The sequence below is a fragment of the Hymenobacter sp. genome (genome assembly GCF_036387835.1).
Taxonomy (GTDB): domain Bacteria; phylum Bacteroidota; class Bacteroidia; order Cytophagales; family Hymenobacteraceae; genus Hymenobacter.
Genome location: NZ_DASVSY010000022.1, coordinates 1 through 17,813 on the forward strand (window position 1 = coordinate 1; position 17,813 = coordinate 17,813).

Sequence of the window (17,813 nt, forward strand, 5' to 3'; positions counted from 1 at the left end):
TATTCCGCGTCTCCAGCGGCGAGAGGAATCTGAATCAAGTTGTTAGACAATCATACTCAGATTCCTCTCGCCGCTGGAGACGCGGAATGTCGGAATGACAACGTTAGGTTGCTAATAATTATCTGCGAACTATCTGCAACGATACGCGAAGCGCAGGCTTCGCGCTACAGCCTCTGTATCAACTCACAGGTTCTTTAAGCCTGTTCACCCATGCTGCATGCAAACGTTTGCCAGACATTTAATTGAATATTTCTACTAACTTTTGGAAGTTTTAATAGCCCTGCTGTGCCTAGCTCTTTCCTCACCCACTATGACAAGACGTAGACTTTATTCCGGTGCCTTTCTTTTAAGTCTTGACTTGATGATGCAGGGCAGCGCCTTCGGTCAGATTCAGGATATGAAGCTGCTCAACGTGCCGATTGACATCAGCAACGACTTTCGCAGCTTCACCAACACCTACTACCTGGCCGACAGTCTGGCGAAGTTCAACCCGACCACCGGCATGGGCGAGGTGAAGTACAAGCGCTACAACTACCAGACCCGCCAGGCCTTCAACAACATGCTTGGCGTGTTGCGGCCGGCGGCGGCCAACGAGTTTCCAACCACCGAATACGCGGCGGCGCCTTCCCTGCCCTTCTCGGTGGAGTTTGTATCGGCGCGCACCATCCGGATTCGGGCGGCATCGGGGCCACAGCTCAAGGGCAACGAGGAATCGTTGATGCTGGTGGGGGGCAAAGCGCCGGTCGATAGTAAGTCGTGGAAGTATAGCAAGGTGACAGGCGGGCACCAGTACACCAGCACGTATGGCTCGGTGACGGTGCTGGAAAACCCCTGGCACGTGGAAATCCGGGATGCCAAGGGTAAGCTGCTAACCAAGACCATTCACCACCAAGACAACGCGGAGGCCTCCTACACGCCAGTAATGCCGTTTTCGTTTGTGCGCCGGGCCGAGGATTACTCGCGCAGCATGTCGGCGGCGTTTGCGTTGTCGCCCGATGAGAAGATTTTCGGCTGCGGCGAATCGTTTACGCAGTTCAACAAGCGCGGCCAGAAGGTGGTGCTGTGGGGCGACGACGCCAACGGCATCCAGAACGAGACGATGTACAAGCCGATTCCGTTCTTTATGAGCAGCCGCGGCTACGGCATGTTCATGCACACCTCGTCGCCGATTACCTGCGACTTTGGCAAGTACTTCAACGCCGTCAACTCGATGCTGATTGGCGATGATGCGCTGGACTTGTTTGTGTTTGTGGGCGAGCCCAAGGACATTCTGGACGAATACACCAACCTGACCGGCAAGGCCGCCATGCCGCCGCTGTGGTCGTTTGGGTTCTGGCAGAGCCGCATCACTTATTTCTCGGAGAAAGAAGGCCGCGAAGTAGCCGCCAAGCTGCGCGAAAACAAGATTCCGGCCGACGTTATCCACTTCGACACCGGCTGGTTTACCACCGACTGGCGCACCGACTACAAGTTTGCCCCCGCCCGCTTCAACGACCCGAAAGGTATGATTTCCGACCTCAAGAAGGACGGTTTTCATATTTCGCTGTGGCAGCTTCCCTACTTCACGCCCCAAAACAAGCTGTTCCCGGAGCTGGTAGAAAAAGGCCTGGTGGTAAAGGACGCCAAGGGCAACTTACCCTACGAGGACGCCGTGCTGGACTTCTCGAACCCGAAAACTGTAATCTGGTACCAAGAGAAGATTGCGGACTTGCTGAAGCTCGGCGTCGGCGCCATCAAGGTGGATTTTGGCGAGGCGGCCCCGGCCAACGGGCTCTACTATTCCGGCAAAACCGGCTTCTACGAGCACAACCTCTACCCGCTGCGCTACAACAAAGCCGTGGCCGACATCACCAAAAAAGTGAGCGGCGACAATATCATCTGGGCCCGCAGCACCTGGGCCGGTAGCCAGCGCTACCCCTTGCACTGGGGCGGCGATGCCGAAAACACAGACGATGCCATGGCCGCCGAATTGCGCGGGGGCTTGTCGTTTGGCTTGTCGGGCTTCTCGTTTTGGAGCCACGACATTGGCGGCTTTGTGCTAAAAACGCCCGAAGAGCTGTACAAGCGCTGGGCCGCTTTCGGGATGCTGACGTCGCACACCCGCAGCCACGGCGCGCCGCCGAAGGAAGCGTGGGAGTATAGCCCGCAGTTTCTGAAGGACTTCCGCATGGCCGATGAAATGCGCTACAAGCTGATGCCCTACATCTACGCGCAAGCCAAGCAGTGCACCGAGAAAGGCCTGCCCATGGTGCGGGCGCTGTTCGTGGAATTCCCCAATGACCCCGGCTCCTGGCTGATCGACAACGAGTATATGTTCGGCGCCGACATGCTGGTAGCCCCCATGTTTGAAGCCGGTACCGAGCGCAACGTGTACTTACCCACTGGCAAGTGGATCGACTATCAGTCGGGCCAGGTGTACACCGGGGGCGGCTGGAACGTCATCAAGGCGGGGCCGGTGCAGGCCGTGGTGCTGGTGCGCGACGGGTCGGTGATTCCGCACATCAAGCTGGCCCAATCAACGGCCCAAATGGACTGGAAGAACCTGAGCCTGGTGGCTTACTCAGCCGACAGCAACACGCTGAAAGGCTACGTGTGCTTGCCGGCCGATAACGTGCTGCGCGAAGTCTCGCTCACCAAGCAAGGCACCGGTTTCCAGCTAACCAACGACCCGCTGAAAGGCAAGGTGAAGTTTCAGGTGCAGTCGAACACCGATTACTCGCAGGCCCAAGCGCGCAACTAGGTATGATGAAGCGCCTCACCCCCCGGCCCCCTCTCCTTCAGAGAGGGGGAGCCTGACGAATAGCTGTTGGCTGAGAGTTGTTAGCTATTAGCGTTTCCTGAATTGAGTTAACGGCTAACAGCTCTTAGCTACTGGTTAACAGCTTGGTAAAGGCTCCCCCTCTCTGAAGGAGAGGGGGCCGGGGGTGAGGCGCCCCGTTGAACGATGCTCCGCCACTGATAAAAAAGCCCCCAACTCATGCGTCTTTTCCTTACCGCACTGCTCCTTCTCGCAAGCTTCGGCCACGCGCAGGCGCAGTACCAGTATCCGTTTCAGAATCCGGCACTGCCCACAGAGCAGCGCATCGATAATATTTTGTCGTTGCTGACGCTGGAAGAGAAAATCACCTGCCTGGGTACCAACCCCACCATCGAGCGACTGGGCATCAAGGGGACGGGGCACAGCGAAGGGCTGCACGGCTTGGCGCTGGGCGGGCCGGCGCAGTGGAACCGGCGCAAGATGGTGCCCACCACGCAGTTTCCGCAGAGCTACGGCCTGGGCGAAACCTGGGACCCGGAGGTGATGCGGCAGGTGGGCGAAGCGGAAGGCTACGAAGCACGCTACGTCTTCCAGAACCCCAAATACAGCACTGGCAACCTCGTCATCAGGGCGCCAAACGCCGATTTGGGCCGCGACCCGCGTTGGGGCCGCACCGAAGAATGCTACGGCGAGGACGCTTTTCTGACGGGCACCATGGCGGTGGGCATGATCAAAGGCTTGCAGGGCGACGACCCCAAGTACTGGCAAACCGCCGCCTTGATGAAGCACTTCCTGGCCAACAGCAACGAGGTCGGCCGGGAACGAGGCTCGTCGAACTTCGATGAGCGGCTGTTTCGGGAGTATTACTCGCTGCCGTTTCGGATGGGCGTGGAGCTAGGTGGCTCGCGGGCCTACATGGCCGCCTACAACGCCTGGAACGGCATTCCGATGATGGTGCACCCGGTGATGAAGGACGTGACGGTGAAGGAATGGGGCCAAAACGGCATCATCTGCACCGACGGCGGCGCCTTGAAGCTGCTCTTCAAAGAACACAAGTACTACCCCGACAGCGTGTGGGCCGCGGCGCAAGCCGTGAAGATGGGCATCAACCAGTTTCTCGACGATTACAAAGTGCCGGTGACGCAGGCTGTGCAGCAGAAGTTTCTTACGGAGAAAGACATTGACGCCGTTATTCGGGGTGATTTCCGGGTGATGATCAAGCTCGGTTTGCTCGACCCGCCGGCGCAAAACAAGTACGCCGCTATCAAGGACGGCCCCGAGCCGTGGCTGTCGGACAAGCACAAGACCCTAGCGCGGCAGGTCACGCAGAAGTCCATTGTGCTGCTTAAGAACGAAGGCAACCTGCTACCGCTCGACAAGAGCAAGCTGAAAACCATAGCCATAATAGGCCCGCGCGCCGACCAGGTGCTGCTGGATTGGTATAGCGGCACGCCGCCTTACACGGTAAGCGCGCTGGCGGGCATCAAAGCCAAATTGGGCGAGGGCGTAACCATCCGGCACGAGGCAACCAACCAAGACAACCGCGCCGTGAATGCCGCGCAAGGCGCCGACGTAGCTATTGTGGTGGTGGGCAACTACCCGACCTGCAACGCCGGTTGGGCCATGTGCCCCGATGTATCGGAAGGCAAAGAGTCGGTGGACCGCAAGTCGTTGACGCTCACCGACGAGGCGCTAATCAAGCAGGTGCGGCGCGTGAATCCGAACACGATAGTGGTGCTGGCCTCCAGCTTTCCGTACGCCATTACCTGGACGCAGCAGAACGTGCCGGCCATTGTGCACCTCAGCCAAAACAGCCAGGAGTTTGGCAATGCCTTGGCCGACGTGCTGTTCGGCGACTACAACCCCGGCGGGCGCCTCACCCAAACCTGGCCGAGTTCCATGGACCAGCTGCCGCCCATGCTGGACTACAACATCCGCAACGGCCGCACCTACCAATACTTCCAAGGCAAGCCCTTGTATCCGTTCGGCTTCGGCCTGAGCTACACCACCTTCCAGTACTCCAACTTCCGCCTTAGCTCCCCGAAATTCAACAAAGCCGGCGAAATCATGGCCAGCGTAGACGTGCAGAACACCGGCGCCCGCCTCGGCGACGAAGTGGTGCAGCTCTACATCAGCCACGTAGGCTCGGAAGTGGCGCGGCCCCTGAAGGAGCTGAAAGGCTTCCGGCGCATTACGCTCAAGCCACAGGAAAAACGCACCGTACAAATCCCGCTACGCGCGGCCGATTTACGCTACTGGCACGAAGGCAAGCAACAGTTTGTGTTAGAGAAAGACCTTGTAAAAGTGATGGTCGGCACCGCCGCTAATAACGTTCAGTTTGAAAAGAGCCTTGATTTGAGTAAGAACTAAGCGTTTGTCATTCCGACGCAGGAGGAATCTGAGTTAAAGACTTTACAACGGCTTGACTCAGATTCCTCCTGCGTCGGAATGACAAACGCCCGCCCCAACTTCGCATTTAATCCGACATTCCATATGAAAAACAACCTACTTCTGCTTACTGGCTTGCTGGCAACGCAGCTCGCCAACGGCCAAGCCCCCGCTCCGGCCGAATGGCAGGACGAAAAGCTGCTCAACCAAAACCAGCTGGCGCCGCGGGCCTCGTTTCACGTGTACGACCGGGCCGCCGATGCGCAAACGGCCGACAGGACGCGTTCTTCGCGCTACCAATCACTGAACGGCACCTGGAAATTCAACTATGTACCCCGGCCCGCCGAGGCACCTACCACGTTCTTCCAAGCTGGTTTCGACGATTCGAAGTGGGCCAACATACCCGTACCGTCTAATTGGGAGTTGAACGGCTTCGGCATTCCGATTTATACGAACGTGGCGTATCCGCACGCGAAAAACCCGCCCTACATTGATGGGCGCGACAATCCGGTGGGCACGTACCGGCGCAGCTTCAACGTGCCCGCCGCTTGGGCCGGGCAGCAGGTGTTGCTGCATTTCGGGTCGATAACGGGGTGCGCGTTTGTGTATGTGAACGGGCAGCGCGTGGGTATGAGCAAGGTGGCCAAAACGCCCGCTGAGTTCGATGTAACCAAGTATATCAAGCCCGGCGACAATCAGCTGTCCGTGCAAGTAATGCGCTGGCACGACGGCAGCTACCTCGAAGACCAGGACTTCTGGCGCATCAGCGGCATCGAGCGGGACGTGTACCTGGAGGCATTGCCAACGGAAACGCTGTGGGACTTCTTCCTGAAGCCTGACCTCGACAACACCTACAAAAACGGCCAGTTCAGCGCCAATGTAGGCGTCCGGCGCTTCGCGCGCGAAGGGGGCGCAGCAGCCCCAAAGGCTGCCGCCGTGCGGCTGGAGCTGCTGAGTCCGCAGGGCAAACCGGTGCTCTTGAAAACGCTGAAATTGCAAGGCAGCGCGGCTGATGAGCAGCTGGTTTTCAGCGGCACCGTACCGAAGGTGCAGCGCTGGAGCGCCGAAACGCCCATTCTCTATACCTGCGTGATTTCGCTGGTAGATGCCGCCGACAAACCCCTACCTGGTGGCGTAACAAGCACCAAAGTGGGTTTCCGGAAGGTGGAAATCAAGGATGCGCAGCTACTAGTGAACGGCATGCCTATAGAAGTGCACGGCGTGAACCGCCACGAGCACGACGAAGTAACGGGCCACGTCACCACCAAAGCCTTGATGCTGAAGGACATTCAGCTAATGAAGTTGCACAACATCAACGCGGTGCGCACCAGCCACTATCCCAACGACGAGCTGTGGTACCAGCTCTGCGACCAGTACGGCCTGTACTTGGTGGATGAAGCCAACATCGAGAGCCACGGCATGGGCTCGACTTCCTGGAACGCCAAGATCGACACCACCGCGCACGTGGCCTACCTGCCCTCTTGGGCCCCCATGCACCGCGACCGAATAACGCGGGCCGTAGAGCGCGACAAGAACCACGCCTCGGTTATCATCTGGAGCATGGGCAACGAGTGCGGCAACGGCGCCGTGTTCCACGAGATGTACAAGTGGATCAAGCAGCGTGACCCAAGCCGGCCAGTGCAGTTCGAGCAAGCCAACGAGGACTGGAACACCGATATCGTGTGCCCCATGTATCCGGGCATCCATGAAATGAAAAACTACGCCAAGGATACCAATAAGAAGCGGCCTTACATCATGTGCGAATACGCGCACGCCATGGGCAACAGCGCCGGCAACTTTCAGGAGTACTTCGATATTATGCGCACCAGCCCGCGCATGCAGGGTGGTTTCATTTGGGATTGGGTCGACCAAGGGTTCAAGCAAACCACGCCGTACGGCCAAAAGTGGTGGGCCTACGGTGGCGACCTAGGCGGCTTCAACCGCTACAACGACGAAAACGGGGTAGCCGATGGCCTGGTGGCCGCCGACCGCTCCATTCAACCCGAGCTGTACGAGGTTAAGAAAGTCTACCAAGACATCCGCTTCAGCGCCGACCAGCCAGCTACGGGCCGCATCAAGGTCTACAACGCCTTCGATTTCACTGATTTGAGCGGCTACGATATCCGCTGGCAGCTTTCCCGCAACGGCCAGCCCGTGCAGGACGGTCCGATGAAGATAAGCTTGGCACCACACCAGCAGCGGGAAGTAACGCTGGCCTTACCGAAATTCAAGACCGAACCCGGCACTGAATACACGCTGGCAATTTTCGCGCGTACCAAGGCCGCTACGGAAATGATACCTGCCGGGCACGAAGTAGCCCGGGAGCAGTTCCTGCTTACTCCCAATTCTTACTTTGCTGCCGGCGCAGCACCTGCCCCGGCGAAAGGCACCATTCAGGTGGAGCGCACCGGCGACCGGCTTACGTTTACGGCGGGCGACGTGCGCGGTGCCTTCGATTTGAAGGCAGGCCGCCTCACCAACTACCGGCGTGGCGAGCAGCAGGGCAACGGTGTCCTCAACCAGTACCCGGAGCCCTACTTCTGGCGGGCGCCTATTGACAATGACTTCGGCAGCGACATGCCGCGGCGCTTGGGTGTATGGCGCACGGCGCACACCAACCGGCCGTTGCAGAAGGCCACCGTGGGCGAGCAAACGCCGGAGGGGGTGCGCATCACCATGGACTATTTGCTGGCCGATGTGCAGGTGCCGTACACGGTGACGTATCTGATTCAGCCCGATGGCGCGCTGCAAGTAACCGCCGCCCTAGACATGACGGGCAAAGAGCTGCCGGAACTCCCCCGCTTCGGGATGCGCATGCAGCTCTCGGGCCAGTACGACCTGCTCCGCTACTACGGCCGCGGCCCTTGGGAAAACTACAGCGACCGAAATCTGGCGTCGCTGCTTGGGCAGTATCAGGATACGGTTTCCAACATGTTCACCAACAACTACATTCGGCCGCAGGAAAACGGCTACCGCACCGATGTACGTTGGCTGACGTTGCAAAACAAAGCCGGCAAGGGCCTCCGCTTCGAGGGCTTGCAGCCTCTTTGCTTCAGCGCCCTCAACACCAGCACCGAAGACCTGGACCCCGGCCTCACCAAGAAGCAGCAGCACATCACGGACGTGAAGCAGCAAGGCAATGTTTTCCTGCACCTCGACCTTAAACAGCGCGGCCTCGGCGGCGACAACAGTTGGGGTGCCCTCCCCCACAACCAGTACCGCCTGCTCGACAAGAAGTACGCCTACACGTACACCATGCGCTTGCTGGACGCACCCGCCGCGCAACCCAAGCAGCAAACCGGCATGCTAAACACGCCAAAGTAGCTGTCAGGCTCCCGGAACCGAAGCATCTGACGTGCTGAGGTTGTAGGGTAGTGTTATGCTTCGACTCCGGCTCCGCCTTCGCTCAGCATGACGTTCTTTGGGCTTCAACTTCATTTCATTCACTGATTAGCAAGAGCGACACTGCGAAACAGCATCTGAGCGTAATATTGCAGATTCCCACACATACATACCCAACACAGTATGCCTTCCAAACCGCATCAGTTTTTCCTGCTTGTTGGCACCACCGCGTGCTGCTTAACGGCTGGCTCTAGCCTGGCGCAAAGCAAGCCCGCTGCCACCGCCAAGAAGCCAGCCACGCAGGCAAGCCAGGCTTCCACAAAAAACCAGCAGGTCACGCTTACCGTCAACGACGCCAAAATCAACGCCCTCATCAAGAAGATGACGCTGGAGGAGAAAGTGGCCATGATACACGCCAGCTCTTCGTTCACCTCGGGCGGTGTGCAGCGCTTAGGCATCCCCGAAATGACCTCCTCCGATGGCCCCCACGGCGTGCGCCCCGAGCACGGCCGCGACTGGAGTCTCGACAAAGGGGTAAACGACGCCGGCACCTATCTACCCACCGGCAACACGCTGGCCGCCACCTGGAACCCGCAGCTAGGCTATGCCTACGGTGCCGTGCTAGGCAGCGAAGCGAAGTTCCGGGGCAAAGACGTGATACTTGGGCCCGGCATCAACATCATTCGCACCCCGCTCAACGGCCGCAATTTCGAGTACCAGAGCGAAGACCCGTTCCTGGTGTCGCGCATGGCGGTGGGCTACATCAAAGGCGTACAGGACCAGGGCGTATCGGCCTGCGTGAAGCACTACGCGGCCAACAACCAGGAAACCAAGCGCACCAGCGTTGATGTGGATATGAGCGAGCGGGCCCTGCAAGAAATTTACTTGCCCGGTTTCAAAGCCGCCGTGCAGGAAGCGGGCGTGAACACGCTCATGGGCTCCTACAACAAGTTTCGCGGCCAGTGGGCCACCCACAACGACTACCTGATCAACAAGATTCTGAAAGACCAATGGGGCTTTAAAGGCTTGGTGATGAGCGATTGGGGCGCGGTACACAGCACCATGGAAGCCATCAACAACGGCACCGATATGGAAATGGGCACCGACCTGCTGCTCATGAACAAAACCGTGTCGCAAACGGCGGGCGGCCCGGCCACGAAGGTGGAGCTCAGCACCGTCTACCCCAAGTTCTTCCTCGGTGACACCGTGGTGACCTTGGTGAAAAGCGGCAAGGTGAAGGAAGAATTGATTGACGACAAAGTGCGCCGCATTCTGCGCGTGATGTACAAAACCAACATGATGGACGGCGCCAAGCGTACCCCCGGTGCCTACGCCACCAAGGAACACACCGCTACTGCTCTCAAGGTAGCCGAAGAAGGCATTGTGCTGCTGAAAAACGAAGGCAACATCCTGCCCCTCAAGAAAGCTTCCCTGAAAACCATAGCCGTCATCGGCGAAAACGCCGACCGCCCTAATTCCATGGGCGGCGGCAGCTCGCAGGTGAAAACTCCCTACGAAATCACCCCGCTCCAGGGCCTGAAAAACGAGCTCGGAACCGGCGTGACCATAAACTACGTGCAAGGCTACAAAATAGCCCGCAACCAGAAAGCCGACGCCGCCATGATTCAGTTGGCCGTTGACGCCGCCTCGAAAGCCGATGTGGCCATTGTGGTCGGCGGCTGGACCCACGGCTACAACTACGCCAATTGGGGCGACAATGCCTACGACGCTGAAGGCCCCGACAAGCCGGACATGAACATGCCCTTCGGCCAGGATGAGTTGATTCAAGCCGTACTGAAAGCCAACCCCAACACCGTAGTAGTGCTGATGGGCGGCGGCCCGATTGATGTATCGGCGTGGGAAAAGCAGGCCAAGGGCATAGTAGAAGCCTGGTACCCCGGCATGGAAGGCGGCAACGCCATTGCCAAAGTGCTGCTCGGTACCGTCAACCCCTCGGGCAAGCTGCCCATGACCTTCCCCGTGAAGCTGGCCGACTCGCCGGCCCACAAAATCGGTAACTACCCCACCGACAACCCTACTGACCCCAACGCCGTGGCGGAACACTACAAAGACGACATCTTCGTGGGCTACCGCTATTACGACACTTACAAGGTGGCGCCGCAGTACGCCTTCGGCTACGGCCTGAGCTATACCAGCTTCAAATACGACAAGCTCACCGTCACTCCGGGCCAGCAGAACGCAACCGTCAAGCTCACCGTGACCAACACCGGTAAAGTGGCTGGTGCTGAGGTGGTGCAAGTGTACGTGAAGGACGAGCAAGCTTCGGTAAAGCGCCCGGAAAAGGAGCTAAAAGGCTTTCAGAAAGTGTTTCTGCAGCCCGGTGAGTCCAAAACCGTCACGGTCACGCTCGATACCAACGCCTTCCAGTACTACGACGAAGCGAAGAAAGCCTGGTACCTGGAACCCGGCAAGTTCGACGTGCTGGTCGGCAGTTCCTCCCGCGACATCCGTCTCACCGGCAACGTGACGCTGTAGCCGGCACTGTTTTCTTAAATTAAGCCCGGCAACTAGCACAGACATGATGTTTGCGCTAGTTGCCGGGCTTTTCTGTTGCAGAAAAGTGGCACAGTAAATACCAAGTAATTTCTTTGTAAACCAACCCACTTGCGCTAGCGTTGGTGTATTATCTTACTTGAAATCAAAGGGCAAACAAGCTATGAGTAACTCGGAGATAAGGTTGAAACTTGTAGAAGCGGTAGATAACTTAACCGATGAACAAGGGCTGAAAGCGCTGGCGTATGTACAAGGGTTGCTTGCGCAGAACCCGAGTGCAGCCCCTGGATTGCGGCACGAAGCTTTCTTGCGTCACGCCGGCACAATCGAAGCATCGGAGCTACAGCTGATTGAAAAAGCTATTCAAGAGGCACACCAGATAGACCATAATGAATGGTAGCTTCTTGCTCGACACCAACATCATCATTGCCTTTTTAAATCAGGAAGCTGACGTAGCAACGCAAATCAGAAACTCAGCTCGGTTTGCTATTTCCTGCATTACTGTTGGTGGACTACTTTACGGAGCACATAACTCCGCTAGAGTTCAGTTGAACCTCGACCGTCTGGATGCTCTGTTTCAAGATATAGAGGTTCTTCCTTGCGATGCTGAAACGAGCCATTTCTATGCCCGCTGTAAGGCACAGTTGAAGCGGATAGGCAGGCCAATCAACGAAAACGACTTGTGGATTGCAGCTACTGCTATGCAACACACGCTAACACTAGTTAGCCGCGACGATGATTTCACCGCAGTTGAGGGTTTGCTGTTGGTAAAGTGGTGAGCCTGACCCACAACTGTCATACTATCGGCTAGGCCACTGATTAAGCCACCAGACATATAAGCAAGCCTAGCACCAATAATATACCGATAGCAGCCACAGTATTCAGCACGACTACATGTCCAGCATTTGTGTAACTGCTCTCGTATTCTTTGATTAGTACACGCCGAACCCGTACGCGGTTACGGTATCGTAGATACAGATACAGAAAGCCAATCGAGGCAAATAACATAGTACTAACTACTCCTTCTGCTACACCTTCTACTACGAAGCCAAATAATTCTTCCATCTAACTTTTTATTTTATACCATAAGTGAATCGACAGCAATTTATAAATATTACGTTGTTTTAAACCCCGCATACCGCCGCTTCCGCCGCCATGCGCGCACGGCGCCAAACACCCCTAACAGCACCAGTGGCGCCACCAGATTCAGTAATTGCCAAGTGCGGCGCTGCTCAATAACTTTCAGTTTGTCGAGAGGACGCAGGGTGACTTGCTTGCTGCGCACGCCGATAAGGCCGGTTTCGTCGAGCATGTAATCGACGGCGTTTAGCACTAGCTCGCGGTTGGCGAATTCAGTGTTGGCGAGCCGGTCGAAGCCGAGGCGGAAGGGGCGGCCGGTTTTGGGGTCTAATTCCGAGCGCACAAAGTCGCCGTCGGAAACAACCAGCACTTTGGAAGGCTTGGCTTGGGGCGAAGTAGCGGGCTGAAACTGCGTGGTGCCGGGTTGGGTACGGTTAGCGTAGAGCGAACGGAACTGCCCTTCGAGCAGGTAGCCTACGGGCTCGAACTTGTCTCTGTAAAGCTTCCGGTCGGGTTGCAGGCGCGCGTCGTTCAGGTTGACGGGCACCGGTGAGGGCAGCACCCGGGAGTAGCGCGAGGTGAAAAGCAGCGGCGTCTTGCGGATGCCCGTGGCTTTCACCGTATCAATGGTGCTCACGAATTTGGTGTACACCGCATCGAGGTTGCGGGTGATGGGGTGCGAACTGAAGTTGTTGACCAGCGGATAGAACTGCCACGGCATAGGTTCCACCTTGGGCTTGTTGCCTTCCTTGCCCGTCACGAGCGGAATCACGCCGGAGTTAAGGTCGAGAATCAGGTCGGCATTAACGCGCACGCCGTACTTGAAGAGCAGGTCGTCGAGGCCCACGGGTTGCGGAAACGAGAGCATGCCGGTACGGGCGGCGCTGTCGAGGTTGACGCGCATGGCGTCTACGAAGAACAGCGCGTTGCCGCCCTGCGTAACGAACTGGTCGAGTTTGAACTTCTCGGGTTCGGTATAGGCAGTAGTGGGCTTGGCCACGATGATGGCACTAAGGGCCCGCAAGTCGCGCACTTTGCTTAGGTCAACGCGATACACATCGTAGTACTGGCTGAGCGAGCCAACCAGGTCGCCGGCTTCGGCATTACTTAGCTCGCCGTGGCCCTCTACCACGCCAATCAGCTTGCGCTTGCCCGGACTAAGCTTCCGGATAGCGCTGGCTAGCTCGTACTCCAACCCCTCAATGCTTTGGTTGAGGCGCACATCGGAAGGAGCGGCCTGGTTGCCGCGTAGCAGCAACACCTGCTGCTCCTTGCCCCCCGCCGACACCGTGGCCCACGGGAAAATAATTTTCTCGACCCGCTTGCCGTTTTCGTTTGCCCCAAGGTTGGTTGGGGTCAGTCCTTTCTTGAAAAGCGTCTGGTAATACTGGTTGCGCCCCTTTTCAGTACCAGCCGCCGATGGATCGATGAACACGTAGTTCAAGTTGCTGCCACCATAGACCTGCATTTCGGTGAGCGTTTCGCGCACTGCCTGCTGCAAGCGCCGGAAAGCCGGCGGAAAGTCGCCTGATAGATACACCGTCACGGTAATGGGCTGCTTCAGGTTGGTCAGCAGCTGCCGGGTGGCCCCAGACATGGTATAACGTTTTTCCTCCGTGAGGTCGAGGCGGAAGAAGAACTGCTGGCCAATGAAGTTCATTAGCAATAACGCCCCGATAACCGCCAGAAAGCGAAGCAGGTCACGGCGTTTGCGGGATTGATTTGGGAGTTGTTGTTCGGGCATGTTTTGTCGAGGGGCCTCACCCCCTAGCTCCCTCTCCTTCAGAGAGGGGGGACTAACTTCTAATTATTTAATTTCTTGTTACTACTAGTACTAACGAACTAAGGCTAGTTCCTCCTCTCTGAAGGAGAGGGGGCTAGGGGGTGAGGCAATTCACCAGTTCCGGCTTTGCAGTACCAGCTTAGTGGCTAGCAGCAAGCCGACAATCAAACTAAAGAAATACGTCAGGTCGCGGGAGTCGATAAGGCCTTTGCTGATGTCGCGGTAATGAGCCGCAATGCCAAGCTGGCTAATGTAGTAAGCTGGTGCGCCATCAAAAACCGAAGCCAGCGAATCGAAGCCGGAATACACTAGGAAACAGCCCACTACAGCCACCAGAAAGGCAATGATTTGGTCGCGGGTGATGGCGCTAGCGAAGATGCCAATGGCCGCAAAAACTGCTGCCAGCAACGCCAACCCAATATAGGAGCCGACGGTAGCTGCCGAATCGATGTTGCCTTCGGGGTTGCCAAGCTTGTACACCGAGTAGTAGTAGAGCAGCGTGGGCAACAGTGCCAGCAAGGCCAGCAGCAGACAAGCCAAGTACTTCCCTCCTATTATTTGCCCATCGGTGAGCGGCCGGGTGAGCAGGAGCTCAATGGTACCGGCTTTTTTTTCCTCGGCAAACGTGCGCATGGTGATGGCTGGAATCAGGAACAGGAAAATCCAGGGCGCCATATTGAACAGCGTCTGCAAGTCGGCAAAGCCGTAATCAAGCACGGAGCTATCCGGAAAGACCCACACGAACAGGCCTGTAGCTACCAGAAACACCCCGATGACCACATAAGCCACCGGCGAGTTAAGGAAGGAATTGAATTCTTTGCGAAGTATGGCGTACATCGATAGTGATGTGCTGGTGAATAATAATGACCGTCATGCTGAGCGAAGCCGGAGGCGCAGTCGAAGCATCTCGCTAGGGTGGTAGAATCAATGATGTTACAACGATGCGAGCGAGATGCTTCGGCTGCGCTCAGCATGACAGATAATGTTTGGCAATGTCAACACGCGAGATGCTTCGGCTTCGCTGCGCTCAGCATGACGTTCTATTTTCAGGCATTTATTTGGTCAACGACTGGAATACCTTTTCCAACGACTGCTCTTCCTGCCGCAGCCCGAGTAGCACCCACCCCTGCTGCGCCGCCAGCCGCGAAATAGCGCCGCGCTGGTCGGTGCCGGCGGTGGCCCGGATGCGGTAGGTGTTACCAGTCTCCGTTTCCACGTGGCTAATGCCTGGTAAGGCTTGCAGCAGCGCAGTATCAATGGCCTGCTCGAACTCGGCGCGAATCACGGTTTCCCCTTTTGCACCCGCACCTAGCTCCGAAACCGGCGAGTCGGCTACGAGTTGGCCCCGGTTGATGATGACAGCGCGACTGCATAGGGCGGCTACTTCGGGGAGAATATGGGTGCTGAAAATTACGGTTTTGTCTTGACCAAGTTCGCGGATGAGGTTGCGGATTTCACCAATCTGATTGGGGTCGAGGCCCGTAGTAGGCTCATCCAGTATCAACACGCCGGGGTCGTGGATGAGGGCCTGCGCCAAACCCACCCGCTGGCGGTATCCTTTCGAAAGGGCGCCAATCTGCTTGTTCTGCTCGCGGCCTAAGCCTACTTTATCCACCAATTGCGGTACCCGACGGCGCAGTTCGCTGCCGCGCAGGCCGTGCACGGAACCAATAAATTCCAGGTACTCGTGCACGTACATATCCAGGTACAGCGGGTTGTGCTCGGGCAGGTACCCCACGCGGCGGCGCACTTCCAGCGGCGCCGTCAGCACGTCGAACCCTTCGATAAGGACCGTACCGGCCGAGGGCGGCAAATAGCCGGTGGCCATTTTCATGGTCGTGGATTTGCCTGCCCCGTTCGGCCCCAAAAACCCGAGGATTTCGCCTTTGCCAACTGTAAATGAAATGTCATTCACAGCCGTTTGCGAGCCGAAGGTTTTACTTAAGTGTTGAACTTCTACCATTGATTGAGTTGCCAGTTACCAGTTGCCAGTCTTGGAGGCTGGTTATCGGTTGCTAGGTGGTAGGCTTTGAAAATAAGTGATAAATCCGCTTAACATTCTTCGACATTCAACCAATTGATTTACTGCATTATCAAAATCTGTCTGAGTTAAATAGCGTTGATCGAGGGCAATGTAAAACTGCGTTTTTAACTCATAAAGCGAACCACGTGCTACGAAAAAGAACTGCAGTGAATCTCGTGCATGATTCCTGCCACATCCCTCGGCCAAGTTGGAAGGTATAGAAATTGCGCAGCGACGCATCTGGTTTGTCAAAGCAAATAGCTCGTCTTTGGGGAAAGCACGGGTTGTACTATACACTGTATTCGTTAACTGCCGTGCTTTCTGCCAAACCTGAAGCTCCGTATAATCCTTCATCTTTTCAGTTGCCGGTTGTCAGTTGTCAGTTGCCGGTTGCCGGTTGTCAGTCTGTTCTAAATAACTGGCAACTGGCAACTCACAACTGGCAACTCATTTGGGTTGCGTGGGGCGCATTTGCACTTCGGAAATCATGACGCTGAAGGGCGCCTCCAAGGCATGCACAATGGCGGCGGCAATGTCTTCGGGTTGCATCTTGTGGGGGTCGGGGTCCTGCCCGGGTTTCGTGTCGCCAAAGTTGGTTTCCACCGAGCCCGGCATGATGCACGTTACGCGCACGCCATCAGGCCGCACTTCCTTGAACAAGGCGTCGGAGAAGCCCCGCACGGCATATTTGGTAGCACAGTAGCCCGCCAGGTTTGCGGTGCCGGCCGTACCCGCCAAGGAGCCTACGTTCACAATGTGCCCTTCGTGCTGCTGTTTCATGTACGGCAGCACGGCCTTGGTACAATAGAACAGCCCGTGCACGTTGGTATCAAACATAGCGTGCCACTCCTCGGAAGAAAACTCATCAACAGGCCCAAAATTCCCGATTCCGGCGTTGTTTATCAACACGTGGATTTGAGCGCCTAGTTCCCGGCGGGTATTCATGCAGGCTTCCTGCACCGATGTCTCGTCGCGGATGTCGCACTCGAAAAATTGGAACCGCTCGTGCGTAATTCCTTCCGGCGCAGTACGCCCCCAACCAGCCACTACGGCACCTTTGGCCAACAATGCCTCGGCCGTGGCGCGCCCAATGCCTTTGCTGACGCCTGTGATAATGGCTACCTTGCCGCTTAGTTCCATAGCTGTAAGATGAAGATTCGGATTGGATACGCGCCGCAAGTTAGCGGCCTATATTGGGTTTTACGCGTGCTATTGCTTGCATGGCCATTAACAGCCTGTGAAGACAACGATTGCCTGAAAAGCGCCGGCCCCACAACCACCGAACGGCGCGAACTAACCGCCTTCAAGGAACTCACGACCACCGAGAATGTAAACATCACCTTGGTGCCCGACACCGAAACGTACGCCGAGGTCCAGACCGGTTCCCACCTGCAGGAAGATCTGAAGCTTGAAGTCCGCAACAATCATCTGTATATCAGCAACGAAAGCACCTGCAATTGGGCCCGCAGCTACTCGGTGCCGCACGAAGTAACCCTGCACGTAACCGACCTTCCCGATATGTCGCTCTACGGCCAAGGCAACATCCGCACCCAAGGTCAGTTCCAGGCCGATACCCTCTTTCTACACCTTAAAGGTGCCGGCGACTTCGACCTGGACATTAATAGCAAATACCTCTGGATCGACCAATACGAGCTAGGCGACTACCGGCTGCGGGGCCAAACCAACACCCTGCTGCTAAGCGGCGGTGGGTTGGGCCGTTTCTTAGCCACCGACTTGCACGTCGCTGATTATTGCTACCTGGATCTTTCCCTCTACGCTGATGGGGCTGTTCACTTAAACACATCCGGCCAACTCAACGGCACCCACGCCGGCACCAGCACCATCTACTACTCCGGCAACCCCACCCAAGCCAGCATCCAGATAACCGGTAAAGGCAAACTGGTGAAAGTCAATTGATTATTCAA

General features: G+C 56.8%; 12 protein-coding genes. 7 read left to right on the forward strand and 5 right to left on the reverse strand.

Going from position 1 to position 17,813, the window contains the following annotated elements; genetic code table 11:
* The first annotated feature begins 310 nt into the window (after nt 1-310).
* The 6 genes from VF639_RS04565 (at nt 311) to VF639_RS04590 (ending at nt 11,781) form a co-directional block, all read left to right on the forward strand.
* The gene (locus tag VF639_RS04565; protein WP_331144702.1) at nt 311-2,740 is read left to right on the forward strand and encodes a glycoside hydrolase family 31 protein; all 2,430 of its coding nucleotides are present in this window, start codon (nt 311-313) and stop codon (nt 2,738-2,740) included.
* Nucleotides 2,741-2,977: 237 nt separating this feature from the next.
* Nucleotides 2,978-5,128, forward strand: a complete 2,151-nt coding sequence (locus VF639_RS04570; protein WP_331144703.1) for a glycoside hydrolase family 3 C-terminal domain-containing protein — start codon at nt 2,978-2,980, stop codon at nt 5,126-5,128.
* Between the two features lie 123 nt (nt 5,129-5,251).
* Nucleotides 5,252-8,470: a beta-galactosidase, LacZ type gene (lacZ, locus tag VF639_RS04575; RefSeq protein ID WP_331144704.1), complete on the forward strand. Its 3,219-nt coding sequence runs from the start codon at nt 5,252-5,254 to the stop codon at nt 8,468-8,470.
* 201 nt (nt 8,471-8,671) lie between these two features.
* Nucleotides 8,672-10,984 (forward strand): glycoside hydrolase family 3 C-terminal domain-containing protein, encoded by a 2,313-nt coding sequence (locus VF639_RS04580; RefSeq protein WP_331144705.1) that lies wholly within the window; start codon nt 8,672-8,674, stop codon nt 10,982-10,984.
* A gap of 157 nt (nt 10,985-11,141) precedes the next feature.
* Nucleotides 11,142-11,402: a hypothetical protein gene (locus tag VF639_RS04585; RefSeq protein ID WP_331144706.1), complete on the forward strand. Its 261-nt coding sequence runs from the start codon at nt 11,142-11,144 to the stop codon at nt 11,400-11,402.
* 4 nt (nt 11,403-11,406) lie between these two features.
* Nucleotides 11,407-11,781, forward strand: coding sequence for a type II toxin-antitoxin system VapC family toxin (locus VF639_RS04590; RefSeq protein ID WP_331144707.1), 375 nt, complete (start codon nt 11,407-11,409; stop codon nt 11,779-11,781).
* A gap of 335 nt (nt 11,782-12,116) precedes the next feature.
* On the opposite strand, the gene gldG is transcribed toward VF639_RS04590, so the two are convergent.
* The 5 genes from gldG to VF639_RS04615 all read right to left on the reverse strand — a co-directional run bounded on the left by gldG (nt 12,117) and on the right by VF639_RS04615 (nt 17,028).
* On the reverse strand, nt 12,117-13,826 hold the full coding sequence (gene gldG / locus VF639_RS04595; RefSeq protein ID WP_331144708.1) for a gliding motility-associated ABC transporter substrate-binding protein GldG: 1,710 nt from the start codon (nt 13,824-13,826) through the stop codon (nt 12,117-12,119).
* A gap of 150 nt (nt 13,827-13,976) precedes the next feature.
* Nucleotides 13,977-14,702, reverse strand: coding sequence for a gliding motility-associated ABC transporter permease subunit GldF (gldF, locus tag VF639_RS04600; RefSeq protein WP_331144709.1), 726 nt, complete (start codon nt 14,700-14,702; stop codon nt 13,977-13,979).
* 217 nt (nt 14,703-14,919) lie between these two features.
* On the reverse strand, nt 14,920-15,828 hold the full coding sequence (gene gldA, locus VF639_RS04605; protein WP_331144710.1) for a gliding motility-associated ABC transporter ATP-binding subunit GldA: 909 nt from the start codon (nt 15,826-15,828) through the stop codon (nt 14,920-14,922).
* Between the two features lie 42 nt (nt 15,829-15,870).
* Nucleotides 15,871-16,242: a four helix bundle protein gene (locus VF639_RS04610; protein WP_331144711.1), complete on the reverse strand. Its 372-nt coding sequence runs from the start codon at nt 16,240-16,242 to the stop codon at nt 15,871-15,873.
* A gap of 93 nt (nt 16,243-16,335) precedes the next feature.
* Nucleotides 16,336-17,028 carry an SDR family oxidoreductase gene (locus VF639_RS04615; RefSeq protein WP_331144712.1) on the reverse strand — a complete coding sequence of 231 codons (693 nt, stop codon included), beginning with the start codon at nt 17,026-17,028 and terminating at the stop codon, nt 16,336-16,338.
* A 66-nt stretch (nt 17,029-17,094) separates the two neighbouring features.
* Between VF639_RS04615 and VF639_RS04620 the strand changes: the two genes are divergently transcribed.
* Nucleotides 17,095-17,805, forward strand: coding sequence for a GIN domain-containing protein (locus tag VF639_RS04620; protein ID WP_331144713.1), 711 nt, complete (start codon nt 17,095-17,097; stop codon nt 17,803-17,805).
* The last annotated feature ends 8 nt before the right edge of the window (nt 17,806-17,813 follow it).